Origin of the sequence: Shewanella electrica, from assembly GCF_022321485.1 — a bacterium.
GTDB lineage: Bacteria > Pseudomonadota > Gammaproteobacteria > Enterobacterales > Shewanellaceae > Shewanella > Shewanella electrica.
This window is the reverse complement of sequence record NZ_JAKOGG010000015.1, coordinates 57,640-78,305: the sequence shown is the minus strand read 5'-3', so window position 1 is coordinate 78,305 and position 20,666 is coordinate 57,640. Positions and strand designations below refer to the sequence as shown.

Below are 20,666 nucleotides of genomic sequence, written 5' to 3'. Positions count from 1 at the left end.
TTCCGTTTTGGCGCCATTATAAACAAAAAGAAGCCACTAAAAAGTGGCTTCTTTTAACAAGCTATTAATATTGTGAATCTTAGCTATTGGCTTCAGCTAAATACAGCCAAGTATCAATCACAGTATCAGGGTTAAGCGATACCGTATCGATGCCCTGCTCCACCAACCAAGCCGCAAAATCAGCATGGTCTGAAGGGCCTTGACCGCAGATGCCCACGTAAGCGCCTTTCTTCTTACAGGCTTGAATCGCCATCGCCAGCAGTTTTTTCACTGCCGCATTGCGCTCATCAAACAGGTGGCTGATGATACCGCTGTCACGGTCTAAGCCGAGCGATAGCTGAGTCAAGTCGTTAGAACCGATAGAGAAGCCGTCGAAGATTTCGAGGAACTCGTCGGCCAACAAGGCATTCGATGGCACTTCACACATCATAATGACGCGCAGACCGTCTTTACCACGTTCCAAGCCCTGTTCTTTCAGCAACTCGATAGTTTTACGACCTTCTTCCAAGGTACGAACGAATGGGATCATCACTTCAACGTTGGTCAGCCCCATGTCATTACGCACACGTTTAATCGCTTCACACTCTAACGCGAAGCAATCACGGAACGATTCAGACACATAACGGCTCGCGCCACGGAAGCCAAGCATTGGGTTTTCTTCGTCGGGCTCGTACAGGTCGCCACCAACCAAGTTAGCGTATTCGTTTGACTTGAAGTCCGACATACGCACGATCACTTTCTTCGGATGGAACGCGGCGGCGATAGAGGCGATACCCTCAACCAAACGCTCAATGTAGTATTCCACTGGTGATTCATAGCCAGCAATCATCTCAGTAATTTCGGCTTTCAGCGCGTCATCTTGCTTATCAAACTCCAGCAAGGCTTTCGGGTGAATACCGATCATGCGGTTGATGATGAATTCAAGACGGGCTAGACCAACACCCGCACTCGGCAAACGCGCGAAGTCAAAAGCGCGATCTGGGTTACCCACGTTCATCATGATCTTCATTGGCAGATCTGGCATGGAATCGACGCGGCTAGACACCATGTCGAACGCCAATTGGTTTTGGTAGATGAAGCCAGTGTCGCCTTCAGCGCAAGATACGGTCACTTCTTGCCCATTCTGAATGCGGTCAGTCACATCACCACAACCTACCACTGCTGGCACACCTAATTCACGCGCAATAATCGCTGCGTGACAAGTACGGCCGCCACGGTTAGTGACAATCGCGCTCGCGCGTTTCATGATCGGTTCCCAATCTGGGTCAGTCATGTCAGTTACCAACACGTCACCCGGTTGGATCTTGTCCATTTCGTCGAGTGATTTGAGCACTTTGGCAGTACCCGCACCGATTTTATGCCCGATTGCGCGGCCTTCAGCAATCACTTCACCGCGCTCTTTCAGGTGATAGCGCTCAATGGTTTGCACGTCTTCGCGAGAGCGCACAGTTTCAGGACGAGCTTGTACAATGTACAGCTTGCCGTCGTTACCATCTTTGGCCCATTCGATGTCCATTGGACGGCCGTAGTGTTTTTCAATGATCAACGCTTGCTCGGCTAATGCCATCACTTCGGCGTCAGAGATAGAGAATTGACGACGTTTTGCGGATTCAACGTCTTCAATTTTTACTTGCTTGCCGTGAGATTGGTCGTCGGAGTACACCATCTGAATCAACTTGCTGCCAATGTTGCGGCGCACAACAGCTTTCTTGCCCGCCTTCAATGTTGGCTTATGTACATAGAATTCGTCTGGGTTAACGGCGCCCTGCACGACCATCTCACCCAAACCGTAAGCGGACGTCACGAACACCACATCGTCGTTACCCGACTCTGTATCAATAGTGAACATCACGCCTGACGCGGCTTTGTCTGAACGCACCATACGTTGCACGCCAGCGGACAGCGCCACACCGCGGTGATCATAGCCTTGGTGCACGCGATAAGAGATCGCGCGGTCGTTAAACAATGAGGCAAATACGTGTTTGATTGCTACCAATACCGCATCATAACCTTTGACGTTCAAGAAGGTTTCTTGCTGACCAGCAAAGGACGCATCGGGCATATCTTCTGCAGTTGCAGAAGAACGCACGGCAAAAGATGCGTCGGTTGTTTGCTGAGACAGTTGGTCATAAGCTTGATGAATAGCGGCTTCGAGGTCAGGTTGGAATGGCGTGTCGATAATCCACGATCTGATTTGTGCACCTACTTTTGCCAGTTCATTGACATCGTCCACATCCAATGTGTCGAGGATCTCATATATCTTCTGGTTGACGCCGCTTTGCTCTAAAAATTCGTTAAACGCGTAAGCTGTTGTCGCAAAGCCACCGGGTACTTGAACACCGGCGTTGGCCAGGTTACTAATCATCTCACCAAGGGAAGCGTTTTTACCGCCCACCTTGCTGACATCGTCCATGCCTAATTCCTGATACCAGAGTACATATTGCTGCACAGTTCTATCTCCGCAAGTTTATTTTGAGTGGCCCTTTCAAAAGGGGGCCAAGGCATTTTACACTTCACCAATATGAGCGTAAATGCATAATTTTATTTGTAATTTTTTTACTACAAGAGGTCATTATGACACCGAAAGTTTTCTATATTTCTGATGGAACAGCCATTACTGCTGAGGTGTTTGGCCATGCGGTTTTATCGCAATTTCCGCTTAAATTTGATTCAGTTACCATTCCTTTCGTTGAAACAACCGCGCGCGCGGAAGCTGTAAAGAAACAAATAAATGATAGTTTTATTACCACAGGTCAGCGGCCGTTGGTGTTCCATTCCATCGTCAAACCCGACATTCGCGACATCATTTATTCCAGCGAAGGGCTCGATTATGACTTTTTGAACACCTTTGTTGCGCCGCTTGAACAGCAACTCGGGGTGCAAGCGATGCCGACCATGCACCGCACCCACAGCATGCTCAATCGCGGTTACGATAATCGGATTGACGCGGTGAACTTCGCCCTCGAAAACGACGATGGACAAACGCTAAAACATTTAGACAAAGCCGATATTATTTTGGTGGGCGTATCACGCTGCGGTAAAACACCTTCCAGCCTGTATCTGTCTATGCAATTTGGTGTTAAGGCCGCCAACTATCCGTTTATTCAGGAGGATATGGATAACCTCAAGCTGCCAGATTCGCTGAAGCGTAATAAACAGAAACTGTTTGGCTTAACCATCGACCCAGTGCGCTTACATGAAATTCGCCAGAACCGCCTCGAAAACAGCCGTTACGCGTCACTGCGCCAATGTCGGTTGGAGGTTAAAGAAGTAGAGATGTTATTTAAGAAAGAGCGTATCCCTTATATAGACACTACCCATCAATCGGTAGAAGAGATTGCCACCAAAATTCTGGATGTGGCCGGCTTAGACAGACATATGTTTTAGCGAGCGAGTTCCACCTCGAACCCAACGTGGGCTTTTAAAGCAGTTATTTCTGTTGCACAGCTGCTGAATAATTTTTCAGCAGCTGATTGTTCTGCATTATGACGATAGAATTTCTAGATTGATTTTTCACTGTGCAACACGGTGCTATTCGTTATAATCAGCCGTTATTGATGTTCCCCCTCATGTATAAATCTGGTAGTAACCCGCTAATGACCATAAAAACTGACGAACTTCGTTCCGATCTGCTGTGTAATGTTATTACGCCTGCACAGCTATCCGCAGAATATCCACTGACACAAGCGGCGGCCGATTATCTAGTGCAACAACGCCGTGAAGTTGAAGCCATTATTGATGGTAGCGATAAGCGTCTGCTGGTGATCATCGGCCCGTGTTCGATTCACGACACCGAAGCGGCATTAGATTACGCCAAACGCCTAACTCAGTTGCACCAAGAGCTAAAAGATGATCTCTGCATTGTGATGCGGGTGTATTTTGAAAAGCCACGCACCATTGTTGGCTGGAAGGGGCTGATTTCTGATCCTGATTTAGATGGCAGCTTCAGCCCGAATAAAGGCTTACGCCTAGCGCGACAACTGTTGCAACAAATCACTGAACTCAAGTTGCCCATTGCGACGGAATTTCTCGATATGGTCAACGGCCAGTACATCGCTGATTTGATCACTTGGGGCGCGATTGGTGCGCGCACCACCGAAAGCCAAATTCACCGCGAAATGGCCTCAGCACTTTCTTGCCCGGTGGGGTTCAAAAACGGTACGGACGGCAACATCAACATCGCCGTTGACGCCGTTCGCGCTTCACGGGTATCTCACATTTTCTATTCGCCAGATAAAAATGGGGTGATGTCGGTTTATCGCACTCACGGTAATCCCTACGGCCATGTGATTTTACGCGGCGGTAAAACGCCTAATTATCAGCAAGAACATGTCACGGCGGCGAAAGAATATCTGAAAGGCGTCGGCATTCAATCGGGTATCGTGATCGATTTCAGTCATGGCAACAGCCAGAAAAAACACCGTAACCAATTAGTTGTGGCAGACGATGTGATGCAACAGATGGCGACCGGCTCCATGGACATTGCTGGGGTAATGATTGAAAGTTTTATCGAAGAAGGCAATCAACAAGTGATCCCCGGCCAAGCGCTTGAATATGGCAAGAGTATTACCGACGCTTGCATTAACTGGGAAGAGTCGGAACAACTGCTACGCAAGTTGGCCGCCGCATCAAGAGCGCGGATGCAACACAACTAATTTGCGCGCGACTTGTCATACAATAAACCACCAAGGCAGCATAATATGCTGCCTTTTGTATTACTAATAAAGCAATTCAACCATAAGCTGCATATTTATCACTAAATAACGATACTTTTTTGCATTAATTCAGCGATGTTATCCGCTATAACACTTTAGTATTATAGTGACCAAAATCACAGTTTACTTCTCCCATAGCAAGGATTCACAAATGTTGGATAGCAGCACCATTAATGCAGCAAGCAATAGCGTAGATTCGCTCGAATTACACCGCGAAGACGTTATTCGCCAACGTATGGATATGTCAGAGTCTCGCGTTATTAAAGCGGTATTCCCAGCCATTCTTAATAACCACAACACCTTATTTGGTGGCGAAGCATTGGCTTGGATGGATGAAACCGCCTTTATCGCCGCCACACGTTTTTGTCGTAAACCTACCGTAACTGTCAGTTCTGATAAAATTGATTTCAAAAAACCGATCCCAGCTGGCACTATGGCAGAATTGATTGCACGCGTAATCTATGTGGGTAATACCTCAATGAAAGTTGAAGTGAACATCTACGTGGAAGATATGAATCAAGATCATCGTGAACATGCTATTCGTGGTGTATTCACTATGGTCGCAGTCGATAAAGACAGAAAGCCAACAAAGGTGTTAACTGACAATCTGTTTGAGTTACCTACGCTTAATTAATTTACTAAATGGCTTTTATTGCAGATGAATCTCGACTAAAGTCTTACTGTGTGTCGGGCGAAAGATGTACAAAACGCCCGAAAAGCAATAGGATAACTCAGCATTTTTCTGTTACATTGGAGTCCCTTCAATGAGCAGAACAACATACGATAAATGCCATGAAGCCAGAAAACTTAAAAATTATTATTGCTGATGACCATCCACTATTTAGAAATGCACTGCGTCAAGCGTTGACCCCTGCATTTGCCAATACTGAATGGTTTGAGGCAGATAGTGCAGAAGCACTACAACAGTTACTCGAAGGTGCTGGACAAGGATGTGATCTCGTTTTACTTGATCTGCAAATGCCTGGCTCCCACGGTTACTCAACTTTAATCCATTTGCGCTCGCATTTTCCTGAATTACCAGTCATCGTAATTTCAGCACACGAAGACAGCACCACTATTAGTAAAGCTATCCATTACGGCAGCGCTGGATTTATTCCTAAGTCTGCATCAATGGAAACATTCTCAGCAGCCATTAACGATGTGTTATTGGGGGACATCTGGTTGCCTGAAGGTGTAGAACTTATTGATATTGATGATGAAGGCATTTCCGAAAAAGTCGCGGGTAAATTATCTGAATTGACCCCTCAGCAATATAAGGTTTTGCAAATGTTTGCTGAAGGTATGCTCAATAAGCAAATTGCTTATGATTTGGGTGTATCAGAAGCCACTATTAAAGCTCACGCTACCGCAATTTTTAGAAAGCTAGGTGTGCGTAATCGCACCCAAGCGGTAATTGCCCTGCAACAACTTGATATGGATAAAGTTGAAATTTAACGTGACTTAACTGTGTTAAAAAATGCCCCTCGCGAGGGGCATTTTTATGTCGTTATTACAGATACTGCCGGTGGAAGCGTAGATGCTCCTCAATAAAACTGGCGATAAAGAAGTAACTGTGGTCATAACCAGGATGGCTTTGATAGTCCAGCGGCAGATTCATCTGCTCAGCCACCGCCACCAAACTCTCTGGCATTAACTGCTCCGCCAAAAAGTTATCAGCTTCACCTTGATCGACTTTCATCGGTAAAGGTTCCGCGCCAGCCTTAATCAGTTCAACAGTGTCGTACTGCTTCCACAATTCGCGATCTAAGCCCAGATAGCCAGTGAAGGCTTTTTGCCCCCACGGGCATTGGGTTGGATGACAAATCGGTGCGAAAGCTGAGGCGCTAACAAACATGCCAGGGTTTTTCAGTGCAATGGTTAATGCACCATGGCCGCCCATTGAATGTCCTGCAATCGCCTTTTTATCCGTCACCGGAAAGTGCTGCGCAATCAGCTTTGGTAGCTCATCAACGACATAGTCGTACATCTGATAATGTTTTGCCCATGGGTTGGCCTTGGCATTGACATAAAAGCCCGCGCCTAAACCAAAATCATAAGCACCATCAGCATCATCAGGCACGCCTTCACCACGTGGGCTGGTGTCTGGGCATACAATCGCCATACCCAGTTCGGCAGCTACACGCTGTGCCCCCGCCTTCTGCATAAAGTTTTCGTCGGTACACGTCAGCCCCGATAACCAATACAGCACAGGCACGGGTTTATCGTTGGCTTGTGGTGGCAAGAAAATTGCAAAACGCATGTCGCAATTGAGCACATTGGAGTGATGCGTATATTGCTTGTGCCAACCACCAAACATCTTGTTGCTACTGATATTTTCCATTATCAGAAATCCTAATTAGTAGTGGATTACGGTGCGAATGCTCTTGCCTTCGTGCATCAGATCAAACGCTTCGTTGATGTTATCTAATGGCATGGTATGGGTGATGAAATCATTCAGTTGGAACTCACCCGCTAGGTACTGTTCCACAATGCCTGGCAGCTGTGAGCGACCTTTAACACCACCGAATGCCGAACCTTTCCATACACGGCCAGTCACTAATTGGAATGGACGCGTAGAGATCTCTTGGCCTGCACCTGCCACACCGATGATCACTGATTCGCCCCAACCTTTGTGACAGCATTCCAGTGCAGAGCGCATCACGTTAACGTTACCGATACATTCAAATGAGTAATCCACGCCACCGTCAGTCAATTCAACAATCACATCCTGAATTGGCTTGTCGTAGTCTTTTGGATTGATCAGGTCGGTTGCGCCCAGCTTTCTCGCCAGTTCGAACTTGCTTTCGTTTAGATCGATACCAATGATGCGGCCAGCTTTCGCCATTGTCGCACCGATGATGGCTGACAAACCGATACCACCCAGACCGAAGATAGCGACGGTAGCACCCTCTTCTACTTTGGCGGTGTTCATTACCGCGCCCATGCCTGTGGTCACGCCACAGCCAAGCAAGCAGATCTCTTCCAGTGGTGCCGCTTTGTTGACTTTTGCCAATGAGATTTCTGGCAATACGGTGTATTCAGAGAAGGTTGAGCAACCCATGTAATGGAAAATAGGCTGACCGTCTTTGTAGAAACGGGTCGTGCCATCTGGCATCAAACCTTTACCTTGAGTGGCACGCACGGCGGAACACAGGTTGGTTTTACCAGATTTACAGAATTTACATTCGCCACATTCAGCGGTGTACAACGGGATGACGTGATCGCCCACGGCAACACTGGTCACGCCCTCGCCGATGGCTTCAACAATACCGCCACCTTCGTGTCCTAAAATGGCTGGGAACACACCTTCTGGATCATCACCACTCAGTGTGAATGCATCAGTGTGACACACGCCAGTGGCCACAATCTTCACCAACACTTCACCAGCCTTAGGCATCATTACGTCCACTTCTTCAATTTTCAGTGGTTCGCCCGCTGCCCAAGCAACGGCTGCACGAGATTTGATAAATTTTTCGGTCATCGTTTTATCCTTTATGACTGATTAGAGTTCGTGAGTATTTTAATTATTTACTCACAGGTGATAATCTACTTTTCACTAAATACACTTTTACCTAGATGTAATAATGAATCCTTGGAACGGGTTACCCGAGTTTATCGCGGTCGCTGAGCTACAAAGTTTTACTGGTGCCGCCAGCCGTCTGGGCATTTCGGCGGCCCAAGTGAGTCGTCAAATTGCCACTTTGGAGCAACGCCTTAACTGCAAACTTTTCTACCGTACCACACGCAAGGTTAGTCTAACCAATGAAGGTGAGTTGTATTATCGTCACTGCCGCGCCTTACAAGATGGTATAGAAGAAGCAGAACGCGCCTTAGGCACGATGCAAAGTGAGCCACAAGGCCTGCTGCGTGTTACCGCCCCGGTGACCTATGGCGAGCAATTCATCGTGCCGTTAATTAACGACTTTCAACTGCTCTACCCTAAGTTACGATTGGATATTGTGCTGAGCAACAAGACCCTTGATTTGGTAGAAAGCGGTATCGATCTGGCAGTGCGTCTTGGTAAGTTGGACGACTCCAGTTTCATTGCTAAACGCTTATCCAGTCGGCGCAACTTCATTTGTGCGAGTCCCAGTTATCTGGCGCATTACGGGGCACCGCACACGTTATCGGAATTGACATTGCACAACTGTCTAACTGGCAATAACCCTTACTGGCGTATTAATGATGCTGGTGCAGAGCGACAGATTAAAGTCACCGGCAACTATCAATGTAATTCAGGGATTGGGTTACTGGATGGGGCACGCAAAGGACTGGGGTTGATCCAACTACCTGATTACTATGTCAATCAAGACCTAAAACAGGGACGATTAGTGGAGGTGCTAACGAGCTATCGCTGCCTGCCCGAAGGCGTTTGGGGGTTATACCCACAGAACCGCCATCTGTCTCCGAAGGTGAGTACATTACTCACTCACCTTGCCGAAGGCCTGAAAAACAGCCAGCTAAGTATTTTGGAGTAACACTAAAGTTGATAGGGGAAAATCGGCCCTAAATGATGCCTTTTTAAAGCTGCAAGACTATAGTCATAAGGCGGTTATTTCCCATTGTTTCAATGAGGTATTGCAACCTAACGGGTTATTTACGCCTTTCGGTCGAGGTCAATTGCTATGTTTTTTTCGAGAAAAAACGCATCATCTTCTCAACAACAAAACCAACAAACTCTGGCAGTGTCACTCAGTAAGACGCTGTCGAGTAATGCCATCAATGAGTCCAATCTACAAGATTGTCGTTTTCAGGCTGGCACCGCACTCGTCATGGCATTTATCTCGCCCCACTGTAATTTCGCTAACGTAAACCAGAAACTCAAGCAAGCGATGCCTTGGGCCGAACATATCATTTCGGTGATGACCGCAGGGGAACTCGGCGGTAGTCAGCAGTTGTACCACGATACGCCAAGCAGTTGGGACAGCGTGGTGATACATGCTTTCTCTAAAGCCATCATGACCGAGTTATCAATGCATACAGTACCGTTGTTTAGTGATGATATTCGCCGTGGTCAAGCCACATTGACACCCGCACAGCGCGTAGAAAAGATTGCCAGTGAGCTGAAGCGCATTCAGGTCCCTTTTGACATTGGCAGCAAAAGCACCCTCGCCCTTACCTACTTTGACGGACTCACCGCCAGCGAGGATTTTTTCACCCAAGCGTTATACCGCATTCGCCGTTTTCCATGCTATTTCATTGGCGGCAGCGCAGGCGGCAAACTCGACTTCAAAGCAGCGGATATCGCGTTAGATGGCGAAGTGCTCGCCAATAAAGCGCTTATCTGTTTCTGTAAAATAGCCCCGGAATATCGCTTTGGTATTATGAAAAGCCATAACTTCCAAACAACAGGTACCGGCTTTGATGTCGCCAAGTTTGATCCATTGACCCGTACGTTACACAGCGTGCTGGACCGCAACATGGAGGTAGTCACTCCAGTAGAAGCCCTCACCCGTCACTTCAATTGCAGCAGCGCCCAACTGGCGGAACGGCTCAACAGCCATTCGTTTGGCATTGAGATAGAAGGCAATATTTTTATTCGTTCGGTAGCCACCATCAACAACGATGGCAGTATCACTTTCTTCAGTGATATGGCCTTTGGCGAGAAGTTACTGCTAGTAAAAGCTAAAGACTTTGCGCAATCCACGGCGGATGATTTCCGTAAATTTATGCAAGGCAAGCCGGGGAAACCGGTCGCAATGATTGCTAATGACTGCATTCTGCGGCGACTAAACAACAGCCAAAGCTTAGCCAAGGTTGATGCCTTTGGCGGCGTGTGTATATCGGGGTTCTCCACCTTTGGCGAGTTTTTGGGGCTGCATCAAAACCAGACCGTTACCGCCGTGGCATTTTTTGCCGTTGCTAAGGGCAGCCAATTCCATGATGAGTACGCCGATAACTACCCGTTTTATTTGGCATCGTTCACCGGTTATCACACCACGACGCGATTAATGAGCCTTGAGCGCATCAACGGTCTACAGGTCAATCTTATCGAGCAGATGGCTAAGATCTATCCGCTGCTACAAACATCGACAGAACAGCTGAAGTTTATCGCATCACAATCCGGCGAATCCGCCAGTCGCCAAGTCGAATTGGCGGAGCAGTTTACCCTGTTCATGCAGCAAATTGCTCAGCAACAAACCCAACGCCAGAGTTTAACGGAAGGCATGGTGCAACTGCGCAGTAGCGCCGATAAGATCGTGAATATCATTCAATCGATCAGTGGTATCGCTGAACAGACTAACTTACTGGCGCTGAATGCGGCGATTGAAGCCGCTCGTGCGGGCGAAGCTGGCCGAGGCTTCGCGGTAGTGGCTGATGAAGTGCGCGCCTTATCTCAACGGACTCAAACCAGTGTGAAGGAAACAGGTGACACCATTGATAGCGTGTCGAATTCGATTAAAGGCATTGCCGGTGCGATTGATAGTATTAACGACGTGCTATCCGTCATTGAAAAAGATTCACAACAGCTGAGTATCGAATTGACGAGTTTGTCGAGTGCGTCTCAACAAGCCTCGCAAATGGCGGAGCAAGACGTGGCTAAGGCTGATCAAATTCATTCACAGATTGTGGCTATTGAACAGGAAACGCGCTTGATTGACACCTTAACAGCGTTAGCGGCACACCATAATAAGTTGCATTAAGCGCAGGTTGCGAGCGACGAGATACGAGTTTCGAACAGCGAGTGACAAGTTGCAGGTTGCGCGTAGCGCGATACGAGTCTCTAACAGTAAGCGACAAGTTGCAGGTTGCGCGTAGCGCGATACGAGTCTCGAACAGTAAGCGACAAGTTGCAGGTTGCGCGTAGCTAGATACGAGTTTCGAACAGCGAGTGACAAGTTGCAGGTTGCGAGCGACGCGATACGAGCTTCGAACAGCAAGCGACAAGTTGCAGGTTGCGAGCGACGCGATACGAGTTTCGAACAGCAAGCGACAAGTTGCAGGTTGCGAGCGACGAGATACGAGTTTCGAACAGCGAGCGACAAGTTGCAGGTTGCGCGTAGCTAGATACGAGTTTCGAACAGTAAGCGACAAGTTGCAGGTTGCGAGTAGCAAGATGCGAGATACGAGTTTCGAACAGCGAGTGGCGAATTTCGAGCATCGGGCTGCGCGTTGCGATCCCTGTTTATTCGCTGCGGTGTTGAGTATCCACCCGAGGTAATGGGTTCTTTAACAGCTTGATTTCAAAGCTGCTCCCTAACTTTAATGACCGCGCACAAATGCTGCCATACAAGCAATGATTAACCCACTGATGCACTAGGTGTAGCCCTAGCCCGGTATGTTTTTTACCGCGCTGTTTGGTCACAAATGGGTCGAATATTTTATCGAGCATGGCCGGAGCAATGCCACAGCCATCATCAGCGACCACAATAACAAGGTGTGCGGCTTGCTCTTCGCAACTAATGAAGATATGCCCTTGCTTGGCACCATCAAAAGCATGGTCAACGGCGTTGAGTAATAGGTTCTGTAGCACCTGAGATAAAATGCCCGGTTGGGTGATTAACCGTACCTCTGGTGGGATCGATGAGTTCACGGTGACGTTAGCGTTTTTAAAAGTGGACTGCAAAGCTTGCAACAGATCGTCAACTAACTGCGCGAGTTGGGTGTCGGTAAATTCGTCATTGATGCGATCCACCGTCATCCGTTTAAAGCTTTTAATGATGCTATTGGCTTGACGTAAATTGAGATCAGTGAGCGTTAACGCCGCCTTAGTTTTGTCCATAAACTCATCTAATGCACTTTTGGTTAAGCCGCGTTGCAGTGCATGTTGCAACAGTCCAAATTGTCGGTTGACTTCTGAGATCGATAATAAGGCGCCCCCAAGCGGCGTGTTCATTTCGTGAGAAACACCCGCCACCATAATACCAAGCGATGATAGCCGCTTAGACTCCGCCAGATCGTCTTGCAATAGGCTCATCTGTCGCAAATGGGTATCTAACTGCTCGTTGGCTTCGGCTAGTGAATCCCGCTCTAGCGCTAAGGTCGTGCTTAGTCGTTCAATGGCCATGCGGCTGAAATAATCGCGCACAATGAAGAGGATGCCGATCAATAACACGACACCACCGAGCAACAAGGCTGGCAACATGGCATTTTGCTTCATCGCAACAATGATCGCCTCAGGTGTTGATACAAGGATGTTGATTTTTCTATCTGGAATGACAAAGCCAGTATCGCTGATGCTTTCACGTTGAAAGCTAACTAAGCGGTTATTGATCATCTGACCAATAAAATAGTCTGATTGTTGTATCTGTTGCCACAGCGCAGGTTCCGCATTGGCTAACGTCAACTCGGGATGATTAAGATCCCGTCCCCAACAATTATCAGGATCGCGATGCACAAACCAATACCCATCGTTATTGGTCAGTTCAATGCTGATATCCGCCGCCGCAAGTTGACTAATACGTTGCAGAAATGGTCCAAGATTATAGTTAATGACCAACAAGCCACTGCGCAAACCTTCGCTCGGCTCAGTACGCAAAGTGATGCGCACCGTCGGTTCATAAGGAATGACGATACGGCCATGCTCGACATTGAGATCGAGCGGACTCAAATAGACATGAGGCGATGCCACTGCCATGCCTTCAACAAAATAGTAACGATCACCTTTATACTGTAGCTCTTCGCTTAACACACCAAAGGCACGTCCGGCTTCGACATCTACGCGCACTTTTTCATTGCCACTGTTATCTATCCAGCGGATCTGTAGCAAATTTTGAATGTGGCGACCAAACACCACAAACTCCTGCTGTAACTGCGGTAACATCAACGGCTGCTCGGCTAGAATACTCTGGCGGACGACACCGTTAATCGATAGCAGCCGGATAAAGTTTTCTAACTCCGCCAGCTCCTGTACCGCCATCCGTCCTGCACGATGTAACACATCACTCTGTTTAGTTACCACATCACGATATTTGGCATTGAACTGGACGTTGTACATCAGTAACGCTGACACTGCGGCAAACAAAATAATCCCAACCAAATGCACCACTGTAAGGATGCGTACTTTGGTTCGGCCATCGAATTTTTTGTGCATTACGCCGCCTATGACTTAAGGGAGATGAGATTTTTATCTGTTAGCCATGCCAATAACTGTGGCAGTTCCATCGGTTTAGCGAAGAGATAGCCTTGACCAACTTGGCACCCCAGCTGTTGCAGGCGTTCGCGTTGGGCAATGGTTTCTACACCTTCGGCCACCACAGTGAAGTTAAAACGATGACCCAATCTGATAATAATATCGACAACATCGTTTCCCGCCTCGTTTTGCATCATGGCCGCGACAAAGGTTTGATCAATCTTCAAATGGGTCGCGCCAAGCTCAGCAATATGTTTCAGCGAGGAATAGCCAGTGCCGAAGTCATCAATATTGACGCCAACGCCACAACTCATCAGCTGTTTAAGAATCGGCTTGATGCGTTGGTAATCTTCCATCGCCTGCGACTCAGTAATTTCAATTTCCAGCAGTTTTGCTAAAGGGCTGGCGCTGAGGGCAAATTGCAAAATTTCATCGACAAAACTATCGTTTTCAAGGTCCGACACGGTGACATTGAACGATACGGGCACGTGAATTTGTTGCTGTTCGAGCTGTTCTAGCGCTGCGAGCGTGAGATGAAACACATGATTATCCACTTTGTTGATCAGGCCAGACATCTCGGCGATGGGGATAAATGCCCCCGGAGACACCACCTCACCAGACGGTAGCTTCCAGCGCAGCAATGCTTCAAACCCGACAACGGACTCATCACTTAAACGCACCTTAGGCTGCAATGCCAGCACCAACTGCTGCTCATCTATGGCGCAATTCAAGCCTTGCAACAACTTATGCCGCGCTAAAATATCGGCGCGAAACTCGTTGGTATATTCCGTGTAATGATGATGGGATTTACGACCGTGCTGCACGGTAGAACTAAGTAGATGGATGATGCTATCTGCGTCCTCCCCATTAAGTAGGGCTAAATCCATCAACACCGTATTCACTTCAATATGCAATTGCATGCGGTCGGCACTGATTTCCACATGGTCAAGTTCCACTAAGGGTTGTGGCTGTAGCAGATCCGTTTTATGCAGCATTACCGCAAAGCAATCATCGTTGACGCGGGCAATGTATCGTTCCGTCGGCATCGCTGTACCAATGGCTTGATAAAACTGAGACAAGACCTCAGCAAAAGACGTTGTTGGAATACTCAACACCAAGTCGTAATAGTCACGAATGGTAATTGCCAAAATCAGCGCATTTTGCCGTTCGTCCTGCGACAGATTATTGATAAAGCGCTGCATCCACGCCCGATTAGGAATATGCAGCTCAGCGTCATAGTAGGCGAGTTCACTAAGGCGATTACAAAGCAGAATGTTGTTGAAGCCATTGCTCACGTTCTCACTAAATACTTTGAGCAGGTTAATGTGGTAATCACTTAACGGCGTTTGCGACTCCACCACCATCATGAATTTACTGGCGTCATTGACTTTATCCGCCGCGAAATACAGCACACTGAAATTGTCGTCAAACTGATGCTGTTTAAGTTGGTGACAGCGAGCAATGAGTGGGTTAAGCCGTTCACAGTAAGGTACTGGTAGCTGACCAAGGGTTTGCACACTGGTTTGGCATAGTTCGCTAAATATCCCCGAATGGCTGACAACTTTATATTCACTGAGATGCGCTATATCATCACGTTGCGCGCAGATAATGCCGCCGATACTGGCGTCAATAATGCGGCTCACTTTCGCCAGCAGCAAATTAGCGTACTCTTTAATATCGCTAAGACGTGACAGCTCTCGCGAGGCTTCCACCACCATTGTCAGCCCTTTGCGCGCTTGTTCTAGTTCGTGATACGCGCTCCAAGTACGAATGTGTGCAGCAACTACGCTGCGGATTTTATCGGCGGTAAGATCGGTTTTTTGCCAATACTCATCAATATCATAACGTTGCATGACATCGGTAAAGGGCGCCATGCCTGCTTGACCGGTGAGCAAAATCACCCGTAACGTGCTGTTACCAATGACATGCCGAATGGTGTCCACTAACCGCAAGCCCGCATCGTCGTCCTCCATGACCACATCCAATAGCACGACCGACAGCTCTGGCGTGGCAGCAATCACTTCGGCCGCATGGGCAGCGCTAACCGCAGTATGCATATGAATAGCTTGTTGCTTGACCACGTATCCTTCAAGAATATTGACCAAGCTGGCTTGATAGTTGGCATCATCCTCCACTGAAAGCACATGCCAAGCACGCGATGATTCAACGTCACCGTTTTTTGCTGCAACCTCTGGCGAAAAGATAAATAATTCGTCGTCCATGAGCCCCCAATGTTGCTGAATGACAAGCAACAGCTGAAACAGATTGTCCTTTAAAACTTAGTCAGTTTTCACGCAAACTCAACCTGCGACAATCAAATATTGTTGCATCTCGTTAGGGGCTGATGATCTTTGATGTTTGATTTTTGTTCAGATTAAACTAGGCGCGGCCTGTGACGCTTGGGCGACGAAGCAAGCTGGACACAACAAAGTTCAGGACGCGTTTAACAACCGCCAAGGTGTCACTTAAGGCAGAATAGTCCTGTCCTGTGCTATATGTAGTGGTCTAATAAAACCACCCACGCCGCCGTGCGCCTGCACTTAAGAAAACCTTAATTTATTCGCTCCAGAATCGGTTGCATTAGTTTCTTACTGGATACACGCCTTGATACAGCAACCTTTTTCGACCGCTCGTTGGAGCGCAAAGCAGCTCGGTGTTCCCTTGGTGATGGGTGTGTTAGTGTTAAGTGCGCTCAACCGCTGGCACATTGATGTTTTATTAGCCAACTGGCTGTTTCACTTGCAAGGTGGTGCGCCGTGGCCGCTACGTCATCAAAGGTTATTTGAACAAGTGCTACATAATGGCGGTAAACAACTGGTCACTTTGATGTCGCTACTGTTGATCGTGGCAACTATTGCTAGCCAGCTACGGCCGCAATGGCGCCATTATCGCCGTAGTTTGTTGATGGTACTGCTCAGTGTCGCCAGCACCATTGTGTTGGTGCGCTATGGTAAATCGCTCACCAATGTCAGTTGTCCATGGGATCTTGCTATGTTCGGCGGCGACAAACCGTTGGTGATGTTTCCCAACAGCCTATTTAGCCAACAAACACTCGGACAATGTTATCCAGGCGGTCACTCTAGCGGTGCTTTTGCCTGGGTGGCAATGTACTACTTCGCCCGCGTGAATAAACCCGCGTGGCGCAAACCCTTATTAATACTGGCAACGGCGTTAGGCGTCACCTTCGCAGTCACGCAAGAATTACGCGGCGCCCACTTTCTGAGCCACGATCTCACCAGCTTGTGGCTCGCATGGTTGGTCGCCACCTGCTGGTACGGCGTATGTTATCGGCCGTGGCAAAGCGCCGCCAAAACTGAGCCGCTTAGCGACGTTTCACCAAGCTTGAAATTAGCGCCCGCAGAGCCGCAGGCTTAACCATCTTCGCCATATAGTGGTAACCCAATTGTTCCACCTCGTCGATCACCGCCTTATTCGTATTGGCGGTGATTAAAATCCCCGGTAATGACTCACCGTAAGCAGCGCGGATGGCATTCATGGCATCGAGGCCATTTTTGCCATCATCCAAATGGTAGTCGGCCAGCACAATATCAGGCGCCACACCTTTCAACCCCAGTTTGATACGCGCGTCATCAATGTCGTTGGCACAAACCACTTCGCATTTCCAACGAGTTAATAAGCTTTCTAAGCCCGCCAGAATCGACTCTTCGTTATCAATACACAGCACTTGTACGCCCGCCAACGTTCGTACCGCTGGGGCGATGGGTTTCTTCGGTGCGGTGATACTGGCACCAATCGGCACCGTCACCGAAAACACCGAGCCACGACCATGGATAGAGTGCACCTTAATCTCATGATCAAGTACCTTGCTGATACGTTCGGCAATCGCCAGCCCTAAACCTAAGCCATTCGCACTTTTGGAGTGGGGATTATCGATGCGCTTAAACTCTTGGAAAATCGCTTTGAGCTTGTCAGCTTCAATGCCGCAGCCGGTATCAAGCACTTGGATTTCAATGCTGTCATGACGGTGACGACAGCCCAACAACACTTTGCCCCCTTTGGCATAACGGAAAGCATTGGTGAGAAAGTTTTGAATAACACGGCGCAGCAATGACGGGTCGGAGTTAACCGTGACTTCGCACGGCACCACCGCAAAGCTAATGCTGTAATCCTTCGACATCGCCTCAAACTCCACCGCCATGGTGGCTAAGATCTCGGAAATCGAAAAATCACGCCGTTTCACATCCACTTTGCCGGAATCCAAGCGTGAAATATCGAGCAAATCGGTGAGTAACTCGCCCGCATTTTTCAAAGAGCCATTAATGTGGCTTAGCGTCTGCTGCACATCTGGCGGCACATTTGGATGTTGATTTAATGAAGCGGTGAACAGTCGCGCCGCGTTAAGAGGCTGCATCAAATCATGCCCCACCGCCGCAAGGAAACGACTTTTCGAGGCGTTAGCCATCTCCTCCTGTGATTTGGCTTCCAACAATTGGCTATTCAGCAACGCCAGTTCGTAGGTACGTTCACGAACCCTTGCCTCCAAGTTTTCGTTCGAGGCTTGTAACGCCTTTTGCTGCTCACGGTACTGAGTGATGTCGGTAAACGTCATAACAAAACCGCCGTCCGGCATTGGGTTGCCTTGGATTTTGATGACCTTGCCATCTTTACGCTGCCGCTCTGAACTATGTGCCGTACCCGCTCGCATGTGATTGAGCCGTTTTTCTACGTGCTCATCAATGCTACCCACACCACAATATCCGCGGGCAGCGTTGAAGCGGATCACCTTGGCAATGGGCATACCGGGCTGGAGAAAGTCTTTCGGATAGCGGTACAACTCTTCGTAACGGTAATTCCACGCCACCAAGTTGAGTTCCTTATCAACCACGCTCATACCTTCGTTAGCGTGTTCAATGGCGGCGCGGAGCATGTCTTGACTGAGCAACACCTGCGATGAGGCGTCGTCCACTAAGCTGAACACTTCATCCAGCGCTAGGTCGCGTCCTTCAAGCACCGAATCCATCACCACCGCAGCACTCGAGGCACCCAGTACCCCAGCGAGCAGATGCTCGGTGTGGTTGATCAACCCGCGCGAGGCGGACTTGTGCCAACTGTCACTGCGTACTGCCTCTGGCGAGAAACGCGAGAAGCTCTCATAGGCGCGGGTTGGACTGACAAAACGGCTGGCAAGGATCAACAAATCTTGCTGGCTGATCTGTACGGCGCGGCGGTTACCGCTGTTACGCAGTTGTCCCGGCACCACAAACGCACTGGCTTGAATCCGCTCCACCACCCCGGCACGGAACCATGCCGACCCCAGAATATAGAACACCCAGTTAACGATTAACGCGGTCAGAATGTCGTGAATTTTGGGGGTCACGTCGGTAAAGGTTGACAGACCGGAGGTAAACAGCTCGCCAGAAATCGCCGCTTCGCGGAATAACAACACCGCCCAAGCACCAAAGCCCAGCGCCAACCCGAGCATGACGCCAGAACGATTACCGCGCTTCCAATACAAACCACCCACTAACGCTGGCGACAACTGCGCGAAAGCACCGAACGCCAACATACCAAGATGCGATAACGAATCATTGTGCTGAAAACTCAGATAAGCCACGTAGCCCATCGCCAAAATCAGCACAATCGAGATACGCCGCACATACAACAGTTGCGTGGAGAATTGGCTAAAGTTGCTACGTTTGATCTGCCCAGTGCGCAATAACACTGGCACCAACCATTCGTTACTGATCATGATGCTGATGGTCACCACCGCCACAATCACCATGCTGGTGGCTGCCGACATCGTGCCCAACAGCGCAATCACCGCCAGCCACTCTTTGCCCATCGCCAACGGCAAATTGATCACGTAGGTATCTGGCATCACGGTGTCACCCAGTAGCAGTTTACCTGCCAGCGCCAACGGCCCCACCAAACTGCCAAACAGCACCAAATAGATAGGAAATACCCAACGCGCTTTACGCAAATTGCGGTCGTTTTGCGCTTCCACCACCATCACATGGAACATGCGCGGCATACACAAAAACGCCGCCATGCCCACCAGCATTTCAGGAACGATCAGCTCCAAGCGCATGTTCGGATGTTGCACAATGCCCGCTTCGGTCGCCTGATGCCACAGCGGACCAAAACCGCCAAACACGCCAAACACCACCACCAAGCCCAGCAGCAAAAAAGCGGTTAATTTAATGAGCGACTCAAAGGCAATGGCAAGCATCATGCCGGGGTTATGCTCAGTAGCATCTAGTTTGCGCGTGCCAAACAGAATGGCAAAAATGGCAAGCCAGACTGAGATGGCTAGCGCGACCAGCGAGCCATTAAGCGGCTCACCACTGGGCTGGAACAAGTTAAAACCAAACACCATGGCTTTAAGCTGCAATGCGATATACGGCATGATACCGAACATGGCAATCAAGGTGACCAGCACCGCCAGCGGCTGCGACTTACCGTAACGTGCCGCGATAAAGTCAGCCACCGAAGTAATATTCTGCGCTTTGGAGACAATCACCATTTTGCGCAACAAGCCAAAGCCAAGCATAAACACCAGAATTGGCCCGACAAAAATCGGCACAAACGACCAAAAATCATTCACCGATTGACCAACGGTGCCGAGAAAACTCCACGAGGAGCAATAGACCGCTAAGCTAAGGGAGTAGATCCAGTGCTGCATTTTTTTGGTGAAATTACCAAACCAACGCTCAGCGCCCCAAGCTAACAAACACAGTAAACAGACATAACAAAGCGCGATCGTGGCGACCAATAGGGTTAAATTCATCATCTATTCCGTTGCTGCTGCGTACAGCATTTTTATGTGAACAGCGTATTCTGAGCCATAAACTACCGCAAAACGTCCAAAGGTGAAATATTCCTTATGACACGGATAGTTATCGCCGCTAATTCTCGCA

General features: G+C 48.6%; 12 protein-coding genes and 1 pseudogene. 7 read left to right on the top strand and 6 right to left on the bottom strand.

What is annotated here, in order from left to right; genetic code table 11:
* Positions 1-79: 79 nt before the first annotated feature.
* A complete protein-coding gene (gene ppsA / locus L9G74_RS16475; protein WP_238897584.1) occupies positions 80-2,449 on the bottom strand; it encodes a phosphoenolpyruvate synthase in 2,370 nt (789 codons plus the stop codon).
* A 125-nt stretch (positions 2,450-2,574) separates the two neighbouring features.
* Between ppsA and ppsR the strand changes: the two genes are divergently transcribed.
* From ppsR to L9G74_RS16455, 4 genes are all read left to right on the top strand, one after another.
* The gene (gene ppsR / locus L9G74_RS16470; protein WP_238897582.1) at positions 2,575-3,387 is read left to right on the top strand and encodes a posphoenolpyruvate synthetase regulatory kinase/phosphorylase PpsR; all 813 of its coding nucleotides are present in this window, start codon (positions 2,575-2,577) and stop codon (positions 3,385-3,387) included.
* Positions 3,388-3,596: 209 nt separating this feature from the next.
* Positions 3,597-4,655 carry a 3-deoxy-7-phosphoheptulonate synthase gene (locus L9G74_RS16465; protein WP_238897579.1) on the top strand — a complete coding sequence of 353 codons (1,059 nt, stop codon included), beginning with the start codon at positions 3,597-3,599 and terminating at the stop codon, positions 4,653-4,655.
* A 295-nt stretch (positions 4,656-4,950) separates the two neighbouring features.
* Complete coding sequence (locus L9G74_RS16460; RefSeq protein ID WP_238897633.1) at positions 4,951-5,349, top strand: acyl-CoA thioesterase; 399 nt, start codon at positions 4,951-4,953, stop codon at positions 5,347-5,349.
* 158 nt (positions 5,350-5,507) lie between these two features.
* Positions 5,508-6,170 carry a response regulator transcription factor gene (locus L9G74_RS16455; protein ID WP_238897576.1) on the top strand — a complete coding sequence of 221 codons (663 nt, stop codon included), beginning with the start codon at positions 5,508-5,510 and terminating at the stop codon, positions 6,168-6,170.
* Between the two features lie 55 nt (positions 6,171-6,225).
* Here the strand turns inward: L9G74_RS16455 and fghA are convergent, their stop codons facing one another.
* Both fghA and L9G74_RS16445 read right to left on the bottom strand, forming a co-directional pair.
* The gene (gene fghA / locus L9G74_RS16450; protein ID WP_275297482.1) at positions 6,226-7,062 is read right to left on the bottom strand and encodes an S-formylglutathione hydrolase; all 837 of its coding nucleotides are present in this window, start codon (positions 7,060-7,062) and stop codon (positions 6,226-6,228) included.
* 9 nt (positions 7,063-7,071) lie between these two features.
* Complete coding sequence (locus L9G74_RS16445; protein WP_275297477.1) at positions 7,072-8,196, bottom strand: S-(hydroxymethyl)glutathione dehydrogenase/class III alcohol dehydrogenase; 1,125 nt, start codon at positions 8,194-8,196, stop codon at positions 7,072-7,074.
* 103 nt (positions 8,197-8,299) lie between these two features.
* On the opposite strand from L9G74_RS16445, the gene L9G74_RS16440 reads away from it, so the two are divergent.
* Positions 8,300-9,193, top strand: a complete 894-nt coding sequence (locus tag L9G74_RS16440; RefSeq protein ID WP_238897572.1) for a LysR substrate-binding domain-containing protein — start codon at positions 8,300-8,302, stop codon at positions 9,191-9,193.
* 147 nt (positions 9,194-9,340) lie between these two features.
* Positions 9,341-11,212 (top strand): annotated as a pseudogene (locus L9G74_RS22340) (methyl-accepting chemotaxis protein); the annotation flags it as partial.
* Positions 11,213-11,841: 629 nt separating this feature from the next.
* Here the strand turns inward: L9G74_RS22340 and L9G74_RS16425 are convergent.
* Both L9G74_RS16425 and L9G74_RS16420 read right to left on the bottom strand, forming a co-directional pair.
* On the bottom strand, positions 11,842-13,749 hold the full coding sequence (locus L9G74_RS16425) for a sensor histidine kinase (RefSeq protein WP_238897568.1): 1,908 nt from the start codon (positions 13,747-13,749) through the stop codon (positions 11,842-11,844).
* 8 nt (positions 13,750-13,757) lie between these two features.
* On the bottom strand, positions 13,758-16,010 hold the full coding sequence (locus L9G74_RS16420) for an EAL domain-containing protein (RefSeq protein ID WP_238897565.1): 2,253 nt from the start codon (positions 16,008-16,010) through the stop codon (positions 13,758-13,760).
* Positions 16,011-16,392: 382 nt separating this feature from the next.
* On the opposite strand from L9G74_RS16420, the gene L9G74_RS16415 reads away from it, so the two are divergent.
* The gene (locus L9G74_RS16415) at positions 16,393-17,163 is read left to right on the top strand and encodes a phosphatase PAP2 family protein (protein ID WP_238897562.1); all 771 of its coding nucleotides are present in this window, start codon (positions 16,393-16,395) and stop codon (positions 17,161-17,163) included.
* Here L9G74_RS16415 and L9G74_RS16410 read toward each other — a convergent pair.
* Positions 17,111-20,536, bottom strand: coding sequence for a hybrid sensor histidine kinase/response regulator (locus L9G74_RS16410; protein ID WP_238897628.1), 3,426 nt, complete (start codon positions 20,534-20,536; stop codon positions 17,111-17,113). The two genes, L9G74_RS16415 and L9G74_RS16410, sit on opposite strands and share 53 nt — an antisense overlap.
* Positions 20,537-20,666: the final 130 nt, after the last annotated feature.

Excerpts from the sequence above, each read along its gene's own strand:
- ppsR (WP_238897582.1), top strand. The coding sequence starts at position 2,575 with ATGACACCGAAAGTTTTCTATATTTCTGATGGAACAGCCATTACTGCT.
- L9G74_RS16465 (WP_238897579.1), top strand. The coding sequence starts at position 3,597 with ATGACCATAAAAACTGACGAACTTCGTTCCGATCTGCTGTGTAATGTT.
- L9G74_RS16460 (WP_238897633.1), top strand. The coding sequence starts at position 4,951 with ATGGATATGTCAGAGTCTCGCGTTATTAAAGCGGTATTCCCAGCCATT.
- L9G74_RS16455 (WP_238897576.1), top strand. The coding sequence starts at position 5,508 with ATGAAGCCAGAAAACTTAAAAATTATTATTGCTGATGACCATCCACTA.
- L9G74_RS16445 (WP_275297477.1), bottom strand. The coding sequence starts at position 8,196 with ATGACCGAAAAATTTATCAAATCTCGTGCAGCCGTTGCTTGGGCAGCG.
- L9G74_RS16440 (WP_238897572.1), top strand. The coding sequence starts at position 8,300 with ATGAATCCTTGGAACGGGTTACCCGAGTTTATCGCGGTCGCTGAGCTA.
- L9G74_RS16425 (WP_238897568.1), bottom strand. The coding sequence starts at position 13,749 with ATGCACAAAAAATTCGATGGCCGAACCAAAGTACGCATCCTTACAGTG.
- L9G74_RS16420 (WP_238897565.1), bottom strand. The coding sequence starts at position 16,010 with ATGGACGACGAATTATTTATCTTTTCGCCAGAGGTTGCAGCAAAAAAC.
- L9G74_RS16410 (WP_238897628.1), bottom strand. The coding sequence starts at position 20,536 with ATGAATTTAACCCTATTGGTCGCCACGATCGCGCTTTGTTATGTCTGT.